This is a genomic window from Kitasatospora sp. NPDC101801 (genome assembly GCF_044766665.1).
In the GTDB taxonomy this organism is placed as follows: domain Bacteria; phylum Actinomycetota; class Actinomycetes; order Streptomycetales; family Streptomycetaceae; genus Kitasatospora.
Genome location: NZ_JBIWML010000059.1, coordinates 1 through 16,288, shown reverse-complemented (window position 1 = coordinate 16,288; position 16,288 = coordinate 1). Strand labels below are relative to the sequence as shown.

Annotated in this window: 15 protein-coding genes; 9 read left to right on the top strand and 6 right to left on the bottom strand. The window is 73.0% G+C overall.

The features are described from left to right. The first annotated feature begins 66 nt into the window (after window positions 1-66). The gene (locus ACIRPK_RS34605) at window positions 67-336 is read left to right on the top strand and encodes a hypothetical protein (protein ID WP_403046323.1); all 270 of its coding nucleotides are present in this window, start codon (window positions 67-69) and stop codon (window positions 334-336) included. An 11-nt stretch (window positions 337-347) separates the two neighbouring features. Here ACIRPK_RS34605 and ACIRPK_RS34600 read toward each other — a convergent pair whose 3' ends face one another. Then, on the bottom strand, window positions 348-1,244 hold the full coding sequence (locus ACIRPK_RS34600; protein ID WP_403046320.1) for a transketolase family protein: 897 nt from the start codon (window positions 1,242-1,244) through the stop codon (window positions 348-350). Window positions 1,245-1,269: 25 nt separating this feature from the next. Next, entirely contained in the window at window positions 1,270-1,974 is a 705-nt protein-coding gene (locus ACIRPK_RS34595) for a thiamine pyrophosphate-dependent enzyme (protein ID WP_403046318.1), read from the bottom strand. 57 nt (window positions 1,975-2,031) lie between these two features. Here ACIRPK_RS34595 and soxR point away from each other — a divergent pair, with 57 nt between their 5' ends. From soxR to ACIRPK_RS34575, 4 genes are all read left to right on the top strand, one after another. Further along, window positions 2,032-2,520, top strand: a complete 489-nt coding sequence (gene soxR / locus ACIRPK_RS34590) for a redox-sensitive transcriptional activator SoxR (protein ID WP_403046315.1) — start codon at window positions 2,032-2,034, stop codon at window positions 2,518-2,520. Between the two features lie 69 nt (window positions 2,521-2,589). Further along, window positions 2,590-3,444, top strand: coding sequence for an SAM-dependent methyltransferase (locus ACIRPK_RS34585; RefSeq protein WP_403046312.1), 855 nt, complete (start codon window positions 2,590-2,592; stop codon window positions 3,442-3,444). A 72-nt stretch (window positions 3,445-3,516) separates the two neighbouring features. Further along, complete coding sequence (locus ACIRPK_RS34580) at window positions 3,517-5,787, top strand: hypothetical protein (protein ID WP_403046310.1); 2,271 nt, start codon at window positions 3,517-3,519, stop codon at window positions 5,785-5,787. 14 nt (window positions 5,788-5,801) lie between these two features. Continuing rightward, complete coding sequence (locus ACIRPK_RS34575; RefSeq protein ID WP_403046308.1) at window positions 5,802-6,188, top strand: DUF5955 family protein; 387 nt, start codon at window positions 5,802-5,804, stop codon at window positions 6,186-6,188. Here the strand turns inward: ACIRPK_RS34575 and coaE are convergent, their stop codons facing one another. Both coaE and ACIRPK_RS34565 read right to left on the bottom strand, forming a co-directional pair. Next, complete coding sequence (gene coaE / locus ACIRPK_RS34570; RefSeq protein WP_403046305.1) at window positions 6,189-6,779, bottom strand: dephospho-CoA kinase; 591 nt, start codon at window positions 6,777-6,779, stop codon at window positions 6,189-6,191. Between the two features lie 4 nt (window positions 6,780-6,783). After that, window positions 6,784-7,428, bottom strand: a complete 645-nt coding sequence (locus ACIRPK_RS34565) for an MBL fold metallo-hydrolase (protein ID WP_403046302.1) — start codon at window positions 7,426-7,428, stop codon at window positions 6,784-6,786. 62 nt (window positions 7,429-7,490) lie between these two features. On the opposite strand from ACIRPK_RS34565, the gene ACIRPK_RS34560 reads away from it, so the two are divergent. Both ACIRPK_RS34560 and ACIRPK_RS34555 read left to right on the top strand, forming a co-directional pair. After that, complete coding sequence (locus ACIRPK_RS34560; RefSeq protein WP_403046299.1) at window positions 7,491-7,907, top strand: MarR family winged helix-turn-helix transcriptional regulator; 417 nt, start codon at window positions 7,491-7,493, stop codon at window positions 7,905-7,907. A gap of 87 nt (window positions 7,908-7,994) precedes the next feature. Further along, entirely contained in the window at window positions 7,995-8,147 is a 153-nt protein-coding gene (locus tag ACIRPK_RS34555) for a hypothetical protein (RefSeq protein WP_403046296.1), read from the top strand. On the opposite strand, the gene ACIRPK_RS34550 is transcribed toward ACIRPK_RS34555, so the two are convergent. Both ACIRPK_RS34550 and rpsA read right to left on the bottom strand, forming a co-directional pair. After that, window positions 8,137-10,254, bottom strand: coding sequence for an MMPL family transporter (locus tag ACIRPK_RS34550; protein WP_403046294.1), 2,118 nt, complete (start codon window positions 10,252-10,254; stop codon window positions 8,137-8,139). The genes ACIRPK_RS34555 and ACIRPK_RS34550 overlap by 11 nt on opposite strands. A 269-nt stretch (window positions 10,255-10,523) precedes the next feature. Further along, on the bottom strand, window positions 10,524-12,014 hold the full coding sequence (gene rpsA, locus ACIRPK_RS34545) for a 30S ribosomal protein S1 (protein ID WP_403046291.1): 1,491 nt from the start codon (window positions 12,012-12,014) through the stop codon (window positions 10,524-10,526). 413 nt (window positions 12,015-12,427) lie between these two features. On the opposite strand from rpsA, the gene ACIRPK_RS34540 reads away from it, so the two are divergent. Together ACIRPK_RS34540 and hrpB are read left to right on the top strand one after the other, a co-directional pair. Next, window positions 12,428-13,300, top strand: a complete 873-nt coding sequence (locus ACIRPK_RS34540) for a class I SAM-dependent methyltransferase (protein ID WP_403046289.1) — start codon at window positions 12,428-12,430, stop codon at window positions 13,298-13,300. A gap of 3 nt (window positions 13,301-13,303) precedes the next feature. Continuing rightward, window positions 13,304-15,799: an ATP-dependent helicase HrpB gene (hrpB, locus tag ACIRPK_RS34535; RefSeq protein WP_403046287.1), complete on the top strand. Its 2,496-nt coding sequence runs from the start codon at window positions 13,304-13,306 to the stop codon at window positions 15,797-15,799. Window positions 15,800-16,288 lie beyond the last annotated feature (489 nt).

The window sequence follows — 16,288 nt, the reverse complement described above, 5'->3', positions numbered from 1 at the left end:
TGCCCATGGGGCCGGGCGACCGGCCGCTGGATGGGGTCGTCCCCCGCAGAGCCAGGGGAGTACGACGTGGAGTTCGACGTCCCCGAACAGGTCGAGAGCTGGCAGTCCGCCGAGGCCGGCCCCGGGTCGGTCACCGGCGCGGACAACGACTCCGAACAGGTCACTTTCACCGGTACCGTGGTCGAGATCGGTGTGGCCGACGATCCGGTGGTGAGCATCCGGGTCGGGGGGGACATCCTCCTGATCGAGATGTCGGAGCAACGATTCCGGCTGACGGTCGGCGAGTCGATCGCCATCACGACCGCCGCTGTCGAACTGTACCCGTACGACCTGTAGCGACTCCGCCCTCACCACAGGTACGAGGCGATCCGCTCGCGCAGCCCGGCCGCGTCCAGGCCGTAGGCGGCCAGGTGCTCGGCGATCGAGCCGTACTGGCGGTGCTCCTCCTTCGGGACGCCGAGGCCGAGCACCCGGTGCGGGCGGTCGTCCAGGGCCTGGTTGGCCTCGGCGACCGAGGTGCCCGCCAGGTAGGGCTCGACCAGGACCACGCTCGCCGGGCCGTCGCCGACGGCGGCCCGGAGGCCGGTCCGGTCGAACGGGCGGACGGTGGCCGCGTACTGGACCGTCACGTCCAGGCCCTCGGTGGCCGCCAGCACGGCGTCCAGCATCGGGCCGACCGCCAGCACCACGCCGCGGGTGCCCTGGCGGACCGTCAGGAAGCGGCCCGGCACAACCGGCTGGGCGGTCGCGTTCTGGTGCGCCGACAGCCGGACGTACGCCTTCTCGTCGCCGTCCGCCACCGCGTGCCGGAGCAGCTGCTCGGCCTCGTCCGGGTGTCCCGGCACGTGCACCGTCCAGCCCGGCAGGGTGTCCAGCAGTGCGACGTCCCCGGGTGCCATGTGGGTCCGGCCGCCGGCCGGCCAGTCGTAGGAGCCGGCCGCGCTGACCAGCACCGCGCCGACACCCTGGTGGCCGAGGTCCAACTTGATCTGCTCGAAGGGGCGTTCCACCAGGAAGCTGGCGAAGGTGTGGGCGATCGGCCGCAGCCCGGCCAGCGCCAGGCCGCCGGCCACGCCGATCAGCAGCTGCTCGCGGATGCCGACGTTGACCACCCGGTCGGGGTGCTCGCGCCGGGCCGACCTGAAGGCGTCGGCGCCGATGTCGGCCAGCACGACGGCCAGCCTCGGGTCCTGGTCCAGCAGTTCGGTGGTGACGGTGCCGAAGCGCTCGCGCATGGTGTCCATGAGGTGTTGACTCCCCGACTCGGTTTCAGTACTTGGACTCGACCTGGGCGACCACGACGTGTGGCCGGCCCTCGTGCGGCGTGGTGAACGCCCGGTACAGCGCCTCGTGGTCCCGGCCGTCCACCGTGACGGCCGACCAGCCCGCGCCCTCGAACCGGGCCGCGATGCCGCCCTGCCAGCCCAGGCTGGCCGAGGAGTTGTCGATCACGACGGTGTGCAGCCGGTCCAGCCCGTAGGCCCCGGCAAAGGCGACCGCCTCGTGGTTGCTGCCCTCGTCGAACTCGGCGTCCCCGATCAGCACCCAGACCGCCGGGTCGGTCAGACCCTGGGCGCGCAGCCCGAGCGCGGTGCCGACCGCCAGCGGCAGACCGTGGCCGAGCGATCCCGACCCGATCTCGGCGCCGGGCACCAGCAGCCGGTCCGGGTGGTGGCCGAGCGGCGAGTCGTAGGCGCCGAAGCTCGGCAGCACCGCCGGGTCGAGGAAGCCCTTGGCGGCCAGCACGGCGTAGTAGGCCATCGGGCCGTGGCCCTTGGAGAGCAGGAAGCGGTCCCGGTCGGCGGCCGTGATCGTCTCCGGGCCGACCCGGAGCACCCGGTCGTAGAGCACCCAGAGCGCGTCCAGGGTGGCGGTGGCCGCGGGACCGTGCTTCTCGTCACCGGTCATCAGGGCCATCAGGTGGGCCAGGTCGTCGAAGGCGCCCGGCTGCGGGGTGATCGCTGCGGTGGTCATGGCAGAGATCCTGCAACTTGAAGCCGACTTCAAGTCAAGCCCGGTATCGTTCCGGCCGTGACTCTCTCCCGGCACGACCTGCTCACCATCGGCCAGCTCGCCGAACGCAGCGGGATGGCCACCTCCGCGCTGCGCTACTACGAGAAGCTCGGGCTGCTGCACGCCGAACGGACGGCCGGCGGCCAGCGCCGGTACTCCCGCGCCACGCTGCGCCGGGTGGCGTTCATCCGGGCCGCGCAGCGGGTCGGGCTCTCCCTCGACGAGGCCGGGACCGCGCTCGACCGGCTGCCCGGCGACCGGGCGCCGAGCAGCCAGGAGTGGAGCGCGGTGGCCGAGTCCTGGCAGTCCAGGATCGACCAGCAGATCGCCGAGTTGGAGCAGCTCAAGCGCAAGCTCACCGGCTGCATCGGCTGCGGCTGCCTGTCCCTTGCCCGCTGCGCGCTGTACAACGCGGACGACCGCGCCGGGGCCACCGGGCCCGGGGCCCGCTACCTGCTCACCCGCGATCCGGCCGACGGCCCCGAGCCGCACACCACGGAGCCCTGATCCAACTATGCTGCCCTCGACACAAACTCGGCACCCGGCCGACTCGAACAGCCACGGGGGAGAACAGACATGACCGAGCATCAGGACGTCTCGCTGGACTGGATGTCCGGTGACCAGGCCGAACTCCGCCCGCCCACCGACCTGCGCCCGGAAGTACCGCACCCGGCCCGGATGTACGACTACTACCTGGGCGGCAAGGACAACTTCCCGGCCGACCGGGAGGCCGCCGAGAAGGTGCTCTCGCTCAGCCCGCTGGTCCGGATCAGCGCGCTCGCCAACCGCGCCTTCCTGCAGCGCGCCGTCCGCACCCTGGCCGCCGAGTACGGCATCCGGCAGTTCCTGGACATCGGCACCGGCATCCCGACCGCGGGCAACACCCACGAGGTCGCCCAGCAGGTGCACCCCGACGCCAAGGTCGCCTACCTGGACAACGACCCGATCGTGCTGGTGCACAGCCGCGCGCTGCTGGCCGGCGCCGGGGTCGGCAACGCCACCGTGGTCCAGGCCGACCTGCGCGACCCCGCGGCCATCCTGGACAACCCCGAGGTCCGCAAGGTGATCGACCTGGGCGAGCCGGTCGCGCTGCTGCTCTTCGCGGTGCTGCACTTCATCGACGACGCCGACGACCCGTGGGCGATCGTCCGCACCCTGGTCGACGCACTCCCCTCCGGCAGCTTCCTGGCCATCTCGCACGGGACCGGCGACTTCTCCACCCCCGAGGCCGCCGCCAAGGGCCCGGCCATCTACCGGAGCGCCACCGCCCAGCTCAGCATGCGCCCCAAGGCCGAGGTGCTGCGCTTCTTCGACGGCCTCGACCTGCTCGAACCCGGCGTGGTCACCGCCCCGACCTGGCACCCGGACCAGGCCCCCGCCGACACCGACGCCACCACCGGCATCTGGGCGGGCGTCGCCCGCAAGGCCTGAGACTCGGCGTATCCCTGACAGTCACCCCCCGGCGGCGTAAGGTGCTCGGCACCGGACGCGCTGGGGGGTGCAATGGAACTGGGGCTCGCCGTAACGAAGTTGGCCCGACGCCGACTGCTGGTGCTGTGCCTGGTGCTGGCCGTGCTGGGCAGCCCGTGGATCCAGGATCTGCTGTGGTCCTCCCGGGACATCCCGGAGAACCGGGCGCTGGACTGGCTGGAGGGCCGGCTGTTCGCGCTCGGCTGGTGGGTCCGCGGCGACCACCCGGACCTGGTCTGGGCCTGGAGCCAACTGGCCGGTGGCGTCACCTTCCTGGCCGTGCTGCTGCTCCTGGTGCCCCGGTGCGTACCGCTGCGCCAGGGCCGTCCCGCCCTGCTGGTCGGCTGCCTGGGCGCCGCCGGGCTCGCGGGCCTGCTCTCGGCCCTGCCGGTCTGGGTCATCCTCTGGCTCGGTGACCGGCTGCACGGCTACGCCCCTCCCGACCAGGCCTTCGTGGACCAGCTGACCCTCGGCATGACGGTCGGCCTGCTCACCGGTCTGGTCCTCAGCCTCGTCCTGCTCTCCCTGGCGACCCGGCCGGAGGACGGCGCCCCGACCGCCCGGCAAGCCACCCGCAAGCGTGAACGGAGCACCGGTATGGCCGAGTACCAGCGACCGAACTCCCCGCTGCTGGGCAGCACGCCGGGCGACGCGACCAGGTACGTCAGCGCGGCGACCTACACCCACGACGAACTGGCCGACTCGATCGTCGAGTACGTGGTCCACGACGAGTTCGGCGCCGTCGCCACCTCGCCCGGGTTCGACCTGGTCCCGGTGGCCCGGCACAGCATCGCCGCGCAGGGCCTGCGCCGGAAGCGCGACCTGGCGCTCACGATGGTGTTCGGCGCGATCCTGCTGACCGCACCGCTCTGGCTGCTGTTCGCCTGGGGTGCCCTGCGGGCGATGACCGGGTCCTCGCCCGACACCACCACCCGCTGGACGGCCCGTGGCCGCAAGCTGGTCACCACCAGGTACGCGATGGGCCGGCTGCTGGCCGTCGGCCTCGCGGCCTTCGCGGTCGGCCTCACCCTCGCCCTGCTGCTCGGCTCGGCCGACCCGGACGGCCTGCCGAGCTGGCTGCTCGGCAGCTATCTGCTGGGCGTCCCGGCCCTGTTGGTCAGCGTCGGCGGGGTCCTGACGGCGTACCTGGTGACCCTGCGTCACGTCCTGGACGTGGACGCCCGGCTGCGCGGACAGTTCCGCCGCGAGGTGTTCCGCCCCGACCTCCCGGTCTCCCCCTCCGGCACCCGGGAGACCCAGCTCCGACTGGCCGCCGTGGCCAAGGCCCAGCGCGGGAATCTCACCGTCTACAGCGGCTACGACCCGTTCAAGGGCTACTCGGACCGGCACGGCAGCTGGTCGCTCTCGGTGCCGCTGCTGCCCCCGCCGCCGAAGTCGGGCCAACCACTGGTCAAGCTGCGGGAGTTCGACACCTGGGAGCTGATCAACGCGGTCCGACGCCGACTCCAGGAGACCTCGGCCCGGCACGCCACCGACAAGCCGGGGCCGGACGAGAGCGACCTCACGACCCTTCAGCTGCAGGACCGGATCTTCGCCAACGGCGCCACCCTGGCCGGGGTCGACGAACTGCTCCCGCCCCCCGCCCGGAACTCGCCGGCCTTCGCCCTGCCGGAGGAGCGGGTCCGGGAGATCGCGCTCAACCCGACCGGCACCGTGCGCCACTACCTGGCCGCCCATCTGCCGCTCTGGGGCGACGACGTGGTGCCGAACCAGTTCCTGCACATGTCCACCGACGGCCGGACCGTGCACATCCAGTTCGAGCAGCGGATCATCGGTCCGGTGCACGCCTGGTACCACGAGATCGACCTGCTGCCCGCCGCCCTGACCCCGAATCGGCTGCGCATCCTGCGGCTGGCCAGTGTCGGCGGCACCGCCCGGGCCCTGTTCGGCGCACCGAAGGCGGCCGTCCGGCAGGTGACCGCAGCCCGGCGGCGGCAACGGCGGCGGCGGCACGAGCTGCTGACGATCGACGAGAGCCCGGGCTTCGACTTCGGGGCCGTGGTCAGCGTGCGGGAGACGGCCGACAGCCGGCAGTACCAGAACTACTTCCAGGAGATCGACGCCAGGCGGGCCTTCGCCACCCTCCAGCGCCACGCCGCCGCGGCGATCGTGGAGTTCCTGGACGAGCACGGCGTGGACACCCACGAGCTGCGGCAGCAGCAACAGACCATCCTGAACCACGGGGTGATCCAGCAGGGCGGCATCAGCATGGTCGGCAACCAGGCGGTCGGCCAGCACGCGACCGCCCACCAGGAGCCCCCGGCCCCCGGCAAGGCCAACTAGCGGAGGAGCAGCCGATGTCGAACGAACCGGTCACCAACCACGGCGTGCAGCAGTTCGGCGGCCACAGCCAGGTCGGCAACCAGGCGATCGGGCAGCACGCCCGCGCGGTCGGCGGCCCGGTCGGCTTCCAGAACCTGGCCGTCGACCACCGGGCGCTGGCGGTCGAACTCCTGGCCACCGTCGAGCGGTTGCTCGCCGAGCACCGGGCCGAACTCCCGGACGGCGACACCCCGGAGGTCGAAGTGCGGCGCCTGCGAGAGGAGTTGGCCGAGCAGAGCCCCGAACCCGGGGTGCTCCGCCGAGGACTGGACCGGCTGACCGCGATCGCCGCCCCGATCGCCCCGCTCGCGGTGGCGGTCGCCGAACTGACCGGCGCGGTCCGGGGCGTACTGGGCGGGTAGTCAGCCCCTCCGCAGGGCGTCCCACAACTCCTGGACCCGGGGTACCAGTTCGGCCAGCGTCCCGCTGTTGTCGATCACCAGGTCGGCGATCGCCAACCGGGTCTCCCGGTCGGCCTGGGCGGCCATCCGGGCCCGGGCCTCGGCCTCGGTCATGCCGCGCAGCCGGACCAGCCGGTCGATCCGGGCCTCGTCGCCGGCGTCCACCACGACCACCCGGTCGTACAGCGGCGCCAGCCCGTTCTCGGCCAGCAGCGGGACGTCGTGCACCACCACGTCCCGCTCCCCGGCCGCCGCCTCCAGCTCGGCGGAGCGGGCCCGGACCAGCGGGTGCACGATCGCGTTCAGCGCCGCCAGCCGCTCGGGGTCGGCGAACACCAGCGCTCCGAGCGCGGGCCGGTCCAGCGAACCGTCCGCCCGCAGCACCGAGGGACCGAACTCGGCCACCACCACGCGCAGTCCGTCCGTCCCCGGCGCGACCACCTCACGGGCGATCAGGTCGGAGTCCACGATCAGCGCGCCCAGCGCGGCCAGTTGCCTGGACACCTCGCTCTTGCCCGCCCCGATCCCGCCCGTCAGTCCGATCCTCAGCATGGCGTCAGGCTACCGCCCCGTCGAGATCGAGCCGCTCGCCGGGCTCGGGCCGCTCGACCACCAACCCGGCGCCCGCACCGATCATCCGCCCGTGCCCGGCCTGCCCGACCTCGCTGAGCACCGCCTCGTGCACGGCCAGCGCCCGCCGGGGCGCGACCTCGCGGACGTAGTCGATCAGCTCGCCGACCTTCGTCCAGGGACCGCCCAGCGGCAGCAGCAGCGTCTCCACCGGCTGGGGCGGCACGGTCAGCGCGTCGCCCGGGTGGAACAGCCGGCCGTCCAGCAGGAAGCCGACGTTCCGCACCAGTGGGATGTCCGGGTGGATGACGGCGTGCCACTCGCCGTGCACGCTGACGTCGAGGCCGTTGACCTCGAAGACGTCGCCCTCCCCCACCACCCGGACCCGGCCGCCGAGACCGGCCAGCTGCCCGGCCACCGCCGCGTTGGCCCAGATCCGCAGCCCGGGATCCGCCTCGGCCGCCGCGCGCAGCCGGTCCTCCACGAAGTGGTCGAAGTGCTCATGGGTGACCAGCACCGCGTCGGCGCCGCGCAGCGCCTCCTCCTCGGTGAACGCTCCGGGGTCGATGACCACGGTGGCCCGGTCGGTCTCGACGCGTACGCAGGCATGTCCGAACTTGGTGAGTCGCATGCTCAAAACTCTACAGCAGAACTGTACAGTTCTGCTGTAGAGAACCCGGATAGACTCGCCCCATGGAGAATCTCGACCCCCTGGAACTCGCCGCCGAGCTGCGTGTCACCATCGGCACCCTGGTCCGCCGACTGCGGGTCGGCGACGAGCTGCCGCAGAACCAGGCCGCCGTCCTCGGCTGGCTGGTCCGCGAGGGACCGCACACCACCGCCGAGCTGGCGGAGCGTCAGCGGGTCCGGCACCAGTCGATGGCCCGCACCGTCGCACTGCTCACCGAGGCCGGGCTGGTCGAACCGCAGCGGCACGCCACCGACGGCCGCAAGGTGCTGCACGCCGCCACCGCCGAAGGCACCGCCGCCCTGCACGCCCAGCGCAGCCGCCGCGAGGGCGACCTGGCGGCGGCCATCGCGGACCGGCTCACCCCGGCCGAGCAGCACCGGCTGCGGGACGGCATCGCGCTGCTCGGCAGGCTCGGCTGATCGGCCGTACGGATGACCCGGCCATGCCCTCCGGGCTCCGGGCGCGTTGAGCAGGTCGCTCCGTACCGCCCCGAAGGGATGCCCGTCATGAAGCTCACCAAGACCAGGCTCGTCGTCCTGCTGATCACCGCCGCCGGCGGTCTGCTGCTGGCCGGCGCCGGCCCGGCCGCCGCCTGCGACGCGCTCGGCGGGCTGTCCGCGCTCAGCGGCGACTTCGGCAACAGCTGCCTCAGCCGCTGACCGCGACCGGCTCCCGCTCGGCCGGTTCCGCGGCGTCCCGCTGCACCGGCAGCACCACGCCCTGGACCGGCGGCAGCGCGACGTGCTCGGTCAGCCCGATCCGCCGGTGCAGCCGCCGCAGCGGAGCGGGCGCCCACCAGTTGAACTCGCCGAACAGCGTCATGGTGGCCGGCACCAGCAGGCAGCGCACCAGGGTCGCGTCCACCGCGACGGCCACCGCCAGGGCGACGCCCATCTCCTTGACCATCAGCATCTGGCCGGCCGCGAACCCGGCGAAGACGATCACCATCAGCAGCCCGGCCGAGGTGATGATCCGTCCGCTCCGCTGCAGCCCGAGCTCCACCGCGCGGGCACAGCTGTACCCCTCGTCCCGGAGCTCCTTGATCCGGGCCAGCAGGAAGACCTCGTAGTCCATCGAGAGCCCGAACGCGAAGGCGAAGACCAGCACGGGTATGAAGGTCTCCAGACCGCCGGTCGGGGTGAAGCCCAGCAGGCCGCTGAAGTACCCGTGCTGGAACACCAGGGTGAGCGCGCCCAGCGAGGCACCCAGCGAGAGCACGTTCATCAGCAGCGCCTTGAGCGGCATCACCACCGAACCGGTCATCAGGAACAGCAGCACCAGCGTGCCGACCGCGACCAGCCCCAGCGCCCACGGGCCCCGGGTGGCGATCTCGTGCTGGAAGTCGACCACCGAGGCGGCGTCGCCCGTCACGTGCGTGGTCAGCCCGCCCCGGTGGTCGCGGAGTTCGCCGACCACGGCCTTGGCCCCGGCGCCCTGCGGGTCGCCCGCCACCAGCACCTCGACCGTGGTGAGCCCGGGCGAGACGGGCGAGACCGCCCGGATGCCGGTGACGCCGGGCAGTTTGGCGACCACCTGGTCGGTGTACTGCTGCGTGGCGGCCCGGCCGTCCTCGACCACCACGGTGACCGGGGCGGGGGCGAGCCGGGGGAAGCGCTGGTCGACGGTCTCGGCCACCTGGCGGCCCGCCGAGGACGCGGGCAGCACCCCGGCGCCGGAGCTGCGCCAGTCCGAGCCGAGGAAGGGAGCGCCCGCCGCCATCAGCAGCGCGACGCAGATCAGCACCACCGGCACCGCGCGACGCTGCACCCGGCGGGCCGTCCGGGCGAAGAACCCGTCGTCCGAGACCGGTCCGCTCGGCGTTCTGACCCGGTGTCCGACGAAGCCGAGCAGCGCGGGGATCAGGGTGAGCGCCGCCGCGACGGCGATCACCACCACGCTCACACCGGCCACCGCGACGGCCCGGAAGACCGGGCTGGTGAAGACGAAGAGGCCGGACAGCGCGACGGTGACGGTCAGTCCGGAGAAGGCGACCGTCCGGCCTGCCGTGGCGGCGGTCCGCTCGACGGCGGCCGCGATCGCGGAGCCGTGGCCGCGCTCCTCGCGGAACCGGTTGACCATCAGCAGCGCGTAGTCGATCGAGAGCCCGAGGCCGAGCACGGTGGCTATCGGCAGCACGCTGGTGTCGATGTCCATCAGCCGGCTGAAGCCGAACATCGCCAGCAGCGCCCCGCCGACCGAGGCGACCGCCCCGATCACCGGCAGGCTGGCGGCCGCGAAGCCGCCGAAGACCAGCACCATCACCAGCAGGGTCAGCGGCAGCGTGACGATCTCGCCGAACCGGGTGTCCCGCTCGGTCTGGTCCTTGACCTCCTGCTGGGTCACCAGGTCGCCGCCCACCGTGACGTGGGTGCCGGGGGCGTCGATCGCGGCCAGTTCGGCCGTCACGGCCTTCAGTTGGGCGTCGGTGCTGCCGTCGGCCATCCGCACCGAGACCAGTCCGGCCCTGCCGTCGGTCGAGGTGAGCGCACCGTCGGTGCCGTACGGGTCGGAGACCGAGGTCACCCCGGGCAGTCCGCCGATGTCGGCGGTGGCGGCCGTCACGGCGGCCCGGACCGCCGGATCGTCCACCGGTGCGCCGTCCACCACCGCGGTCACGGTGCCCCGGGCCGGGTCGGCGGCGGCCACCGCGGCCGTACCGGCGGCCGACTCCGAGCCGCCCGCCGCCGTGGTCGACACGCTGCTGTCGAACACCCGCCCGCCGATCAGCACCCCCAGCAGCAGCACCACGACCCACAGTCCCAGCACCCAGCGACGGTGACGGTGGCAGAACCGGCCGAGAGCCGCGAGCCGCCCGCCGACCTGAGGTCCGGCGGGCTGGGAGGTGGGCGGTGCCGCAGTGAGGATGGTGCGCATAAGTGCGTAGCCTTTCGGGCAGTTCCCCTCAAAGCTAGGCGTAAACCCACCAATGCCCTATACCCGTGACCGGAGTTCCATCTCACACGAACGAACCCCCCGTCCCGGGAACCGGGACGGGGGGTTCGTCAGTGACCAACCCTCAGTGAAGAGGGATGAGATCAGCTCTGGCCACCGGCCAGCTTCTCGCGCAGCGCGGCGAGCGCCTCGTCCGAAGCGAGAGCGCCGGAGCCCTCGTCGCTGCTGGACGAGTAGGAGCCACCGGCAGCGGCGACAACGGCCTCGCCACTCTCGGCAGCGGCCTCGGCGTCGGCCTCACGGCTCTTGATGACCTGGGCCTGGTGCTGCTCGAAGCGGGTCTGCGCCTCGGCGTACTGGGCCTCCCACGCCTCACGCTGCTTCTCGAAGCCCTCGAGCCAGTCGTTGGTCTCGGGGTCGAAGCCCTCGGGGTAGATGTAGTTACCCGCGTCGTCGTACGAGGCAGCCATGCCGTACAGGGTCGGGTCGAACTCGACCGTGGCCGGGTCGGCACCGAGCGACTCGTTGGCCTGCTTCAGCGAGAGGCTGATGCGGCGACGCTCGAGGTCGATGTCGATGACCTTGACGAAGATCTCGTCGCCGACCTGGACGACCTGCTCCGGGATCTCCACGTGGCGCTCGGCCAGCTCGGAGATGTGGACCAGGCCCTCGATGCCCTCGTCGACGCGCACGAACGCACCGAACGGAACGAGCTTGGTGACCTTACCGGGGACGACCTGACCGATCTGGTGCGTCCGGGCGAACTGCTGCCACGGGTCCTCCTGGGTCGCCTTCAGCGACAGGGAGACGCGCTCGCGGTCCATGTCAACGTCGAGAACCTCGACGGTGACCTCCTGGCCGACCTCGACAACCTCGGACGGGTGGTCGATGTGCTTCCAGGACAGCTCGGAGACGTGCACGAGGCCGTCGACGCCACCCAGGTCCACGAAGGCACCGAAGTTGACGATCGAGGAGACGACGCCGGAGCGCACCTGGCCCTTCTGCAGGGTGGTGAGGAAGGTCTGGCGGACCTCGCTCTGGGTCTGCTCCAGCCAGGCACGGCGGGACAGGACCACGTTGTTGCGGTTCTTGTCCAGCTCGATGATCTTGGCCTCGAGCTCCTTGCCCACGTAGGGCTGGAGGTCGCGGACGCGGCGCATCTCGACGAGCGAGGCCGGCAGGAAGCCACGGAGGCCGATGTCGAGGATGAGACCACCCTTGACGACCTCGATGACGGTACCGGTGACGATCCCGTCCTCTTCCTTGATCTTCTCGATCGTGCCCCAGGCGCGCTCGTACTGAGCCCGCTTCTTGGACAGGATCAGACGACCCTCCTTGTCCTCCTTCTGGAGAACCAGGGCCTCGATCTCGTCGCCGACCTTGACGACCTCGTGCGGGTCGACGTCGTGCTTGATCGAGAGCTCACGGGAGGGGATGACACCCTCGGTCTTGTAACCGATGTCGAGGAGAACCTCGTCACGGTCGACCTTCACGATGATGCCCTCGACGATGTCGCCATCGTTGAAGTACTTGATGGTCTCGTCGATCGCCGCGAGGAACGCTTCCGCGTCGCCGATGTCGTTGATCGCGACCTGCGGGGTGGTGCTGACAGAGGTGTCGGTGGGGCTCGTCATTAGGAAAAGGGCTCCGGTACGGACAAGAAGTCGTAGGTAATGCCACGCGGAGGGCCCGTATCGCTCCCACCGAAAGCCGGACAGCCAAGAACACGGCCCACCATTCGTCTGACCGAAGGTGTCCGTCTTGCGACCGTGGGGTCTTCGACAGATGCGAGCGCGACCTGCTCCGTCCGAGGCGCGCAGGCCCGCAGCGCAACTTGTAGCATACGGGGCCAGCCCGGCACGGTCAACGCCGAACAGGGCGAGACGGTGGAGGCCGGGATGGATCAGGCCATATCCTCCGATTGCGCGTCTCACGACGGCAGCCGCAGGGGCCTCTCCCCGGATGCCACGGTCACGACCCGGTACCTTGCGGCTCCGGATTCGCGACAGCAGCGCTTCCGCAGTCCATACCCTACGCGACGGGCTCTATGACCTTGGCCACCACCCCCGCCTTCGACCCGGACGATCTTGCTCCCGCCGACCTGCCCGAGGAGGACGAGGACGACGCGCTCCGCCGGGACGCCGAGGCCGACGAGTCCAGCCGGGCCAGCCGCCTCTGGTGGGACCGGAACGCCGACGAGTACCAGGACGAGCACGGCGAGTTCCTCGGCGACGACCGCTTCACCTGGTGCCCCGAGGGCGTGGACGAGACCGAGGTCAGGCTCCTCGGGCCCGCCGACGCGCTGAAGGGCGCCCGGGTGCTGGAGATCGGCTCCGGCGCCGCCCAGTGCTCCCGCTGGCTGGCCGCCCAGGGCGCCCGCCCGGTCGCGCTGGACATCTCCTACCGCCAGCTCCAGCACTCCCGCCGGATCGACCTCGGCCGGGGTGCCGAGCCGATCGCGGTGGTGCAGGCCGACGGCTCGGTGCTGCCGTTCGCGGACGGCTCCTTCGACCTGGCCTGCTCGGCGTACGGGGCGGTGCCGTTCAGCGCGGACACCGCCGAACTGATGCGCGAGGTGCACCGGGTGCTGCGGCCCGGGGGCCGCTGGGTCTTCTCGGTCACCCACCCGATCCGCTGGGCCTTCCCGGACGAGCCGGGCGAGGAGGGGCTGACCGCCAGCTCCTCGTACTTCGACCGCACCCCGTACGTCGAGCAGGACGCCGAGGGGCGGGCCACCTACGTCGAGCACCACCGGACCCTCGGGGACCGGGTGCGCGAGCTGGTCGGGGCCGGCTTCCGGCTGCTGGACCTGGTCGAGCCGGAGTGGCCGGCGGAGCTGGAGCAGACCTGGGGCGGCTGGAGCCCGCTGCGCGGCGAGCTGTTCCCCGGTACCGCGATCTTCGTGGCCGAACGGGGCTGACCGGTGCGCTCCGTCGGGCTCGAACTGCCGGTCCGCACCGCCGTACCCGCCCTGCAGCGGGCGCTGGCGGACTCGGGCGTCGCCGTGCTCGCGGCGCCGCCCGGGACGGGCAAGACCACCCTGGTGCCGCTCGCCCTGGCCGGGCTGGTGGACGCCCTGCCGGGCCCGGCCCGGCGGGTGCTGGTGGCCGAGCCCCGGCGGCTCGCGGTGCGGGCCGCCGCGCGGCGGATGGCCTGGCTGCTCGGCTCCGCGGTCGGTGAGCAGGTCGGACTGACGGTGCGGGGCGAACGCCGGGCCGGACCGGGCACCGTGGTCGAGGTGGTCACCACCGGCGTACTGCTGCAACGTCTTCAGCGGGACCAGGAGTTGACCGGGGTGGACGTGGTGGTGCTGGACGAGTGCCACGAACGCCACCTGGACGCCGACACCGCGCTGGCCTTCCTGCTGGACGTCCGGGCCACCCTGCGGCCCGAGCTCGGGATCGTCTGCGCCTCGGCCACCTCGGACACCGCCGCCTGGGCCGAACTGCTCGGCGGAGCCCCGGTGGTGGAGGCGCACGGGACCGCCCACCCGGTCGAGGTGGTCTGGGCCCCGCCGCCGCGCGGGGTGAAGCCGCCGCAGGGCACCAGGACCGACCCGCTGCTGCTGGAGCACGTGGCCGGCACGGTCCGCCGGGCGCTCGCCGAGCGGGCCGGGGACGTGCTCTGCTTCCTGCCCGGGGTCGGCGAGATCGCCCGGGTGGCGGGGCAGTTGGGCACCTCGGTGGAGGTGCTGCAGCTGCACGGGCAGGCCCCGCAGGCGGTCCAGGACGCCGCGCTCTCGGCCGGCACCGGGCGGCGGGTGATCCTGGCCACCTCGGTCGCCGAGTCCTCGCTGACCGTGCCGGGCGTCCGCGTGGTGGTGGACTCCGGGCTGGCCCGCGAGCCGCGCACCGACCACGCCCGCGGACTGGCCGGGCTGGTCACCGTACGGGCCTCGCTGGCCGCCGGGCGGCAGCGGGCCGGCCGGGCCGGCCGGGAGGCGCCCGGGGTGGTCTACCGGTGCTGGGCCGAGGCGGAGGACGCCCTCGCCGCCCCGTTCCCCACCCCGGAGATCGCCCAGGCCGAGCTGACCTCCTTCGCGCTCCAGGCCGCCTGCTGGGGCGACCCGGACGCCACCGGGCTCGCGCTGCCCGACCGGCCGCCGGGCGGGGCGATGGCCGCCGCCCGGCGGGTGCTGACCGGCCTCGGCGCGGTGGACCAGGATGGCCGGGCCACCCCGCGCGGCCGGCGGATCGTCCGGAGCGGGCTGCACCCCCGGCTGGCGCGCGCCCTGCTGGACGGCGCACGGCTGGTCGGCGCGCGCCGGGCGGCCGAGGTGGTCGCCCTGCTCTCCGAGGAACCGCCCCGGGCCTTCGGCGACGACCTCGCTGAGGTCTGGCGCCGGGTCAGATCGGCCTCGGACGACCCGTACGCGCGCCGTTGGAAGGACGAGACCCGCCGACTGCGGCGGCTGGTGGACGAGCCCGACACCGGCCCGCCGGACGCCCGGGCGGCCGGTCTGGTGGTCGCCCTGGCCTACCCCGAGCGGGTGGCCCGGGCGCGCGCCACGGACGGCCCGTACCTGATGGCCGCCGGGACCGCCGCCGAACTGGGCGCCGGCTCCCGGCTGGCCGGCACGGAGTGGATCGCGGTGGCCGTCGCGGACCGCCCCGCCGGTTCGCCGTCGGCGCGGGCCCGGCTGGCGGTCGCGCTGGACGAGGCCACCGCCCGGCAGGCCGGGGCGGCCCTGCTGACGGAGCGCGAGGAGGTCGAATGGTCGGTCCGGCAGGGCGAGCTGACGGCCCGTCGGGTCTCCTCGCTGGGCGCGATCGAACTGGCGGCGGCGCCGCTGACCAAGCCCGACCGCGCACTGGTCCGGGCCGCCCTGCTGGACGGGCTGGCCCGGGAGGGCGTCGGCACCCTGCTCCGCTGGACGCCGGACGCGGTCTCGTTGCGGGCCCGACTGGCCTTCCTGCACCGGGAGCTGGGCGGGAACTGGCCGGACGTCGGCGACGACGCCTTGGCCGTCGGCGACTGGCTGGAGCCGGAGCTGTCCCGGGCCGGGCGCCGGGCCGACCTCGAACGGATCGACCTGGTCGGGGCGTTGCAGCGGCTGCTGCCGTGGGCGACCGGCGAGGCCGGCCGGCTGGCGGAGCTGGCGCCGGAACGGATCACCGTGCCGACCGGCTCGAAGATCCGGGTCGACTACTCCGGGGACCGGCCGGTACTGGCCGTGAAGCTGCAGGAGCTGTTCGGCTGGCAGGCCGCACCGGCCCTGGCGGGCGGCCGGGTGCCGCTGACGGTCCATCTGCTCTCCCCCGCCGGCCGCCCGGCCGCCGTCACCGGCGACCTGGCCACCTTCTGGCGCGAGGGCTACAAGGCCGTCCGGGCCGACCTCCGCGGCCGCTACCCCCGCCACCCCTGGCCCGAGGACCCCACCACCGCCGAGCCGACCCGCCGAGCGAACACCCGCCGCTAGCAGCTGCGCCGTAGGCAGGCGCTCAGCGGTCAACTACCCAAGGGCTCGGGGGCTGCGCCGTAGGCAGGCGCCCAGCCGTCAACTACCCAAGGGCTCGGGGGCTGCGCCGTAGGCAGGCGCCCAGCCGTCAACTACCCAAGGGCTCGGGGGCTGCGCCGTAGGCAGGCGCTCAACCGTCAGCTACCCAGGGGCTCGGGGAACTGCGAGGAGATCTGGCGTGCGGGTCACTGCGAAAGTGCCTGACCACCCCTGAACGGATCACCTGTACCGAGGCCGGCGTCGCAGTTCCCCGAGCCCCTGACTCCGTAGCGGGCTGAGCACCTGCCAAAAAGGCCGGCGTCGCCCACGCGGCGGAGCCGCACAACAGCACAGCCCCGAGCCCCTGCCGGCCGCAGGCTAGGGCGCGTATTTGGTCGTGATCAAGCGGTGGTTCTGGCGAGGTCCTTGATCCAGATCATCGCGCCGCGAAGCTGGAGGCCGGCGAGGTAG